At 38.4% G+C, this 593-nt stretch carries 2 protein-coding genes; both read right to left on the bottom strand.

The window, feature by feature from the left end; translation table 11 throughout:
- Positions 1–238 precede the first annotated feature (238 nt).
- Positions 239–478: an SMP-30/gluconolactonase/LRE family protein gene (locus BWI92_RS27975; RefSeq protein WP_217903514.1), complete on the bottom strand. Its 240-nt coding sequence runs from the start codon at positions 476–478 to the stop codon at positions 239–241.
- A partial coding sequence (locus tag BWI92_RS29045; protein ID WP_217903515.1) for a hypothetical protein occupies positions 451–593 on the bottom strand: 143 nt, incomplete at its 5' end. The genes BWI92_RS27975 and BWI92_RS29045, both read right to left, overlap by 28 nt.

Raw genomic sequence — 593 nt, 5'->3', positions numbered from 1 at the left:
GGCAAAAATATATCTATTTTTGCTAAAAAACATTTAAACACTCTGTGCCTTGTGCCTGTTGCCTTGTCCCTAAACACTTAAATCAAATCTTATTCTGCACGATTACTTAAAAGAATTATTTATTTTATTCTAAACTTTTCCATGCCTTTGCGGTCTTGTAAAGTCACGAATGCTTCTTTTTGATTTGGACTGAATACCAGATTACTCGTTTGCTTGCCTTTGGTAGTGACTTCTTTGATCAGTCGTCCGAGTTGAAAATAAGAATTTTACCTAATCCCCAACGAGTTACATACAGTTTTCCTGATTTATCACATTTCATGCCATCCAAACCACCGTCTTTGAATGAGGTAAAAAGACGTTTGTTACTGATATTTCCCTGAGCATCCACATCAAATGCCCAGATATTTCGCTGGATACTTTCATTGACATATAACGTTTTTTCATCGGGACTCAAACAAATACCATTGGTTGTACCCATGTCTGACGACAACAAATGGGCTGCTTTGAGTATTGTTGAAAGTACAATACGCAGGCATCACGCCAATTGAGCGCTTCACGGTGCTGTGCGGCTAATCGACCAGATACATCGGCAA

Source organism: Flectobacillus sp. BAB-3569, assembly GCF_002270355.1.
Taxonomy (GTDB): Bacteria; Bacteroidota; Bacteroidia; order Cytophagales; family Spirosomataceae; genus Flectobacillus; species Flectobacillus roseus.
Note: the sequence above shows the minus strand (reverse complement) of the source record. Positions and strands in the feature narration are given on the sequence as shown.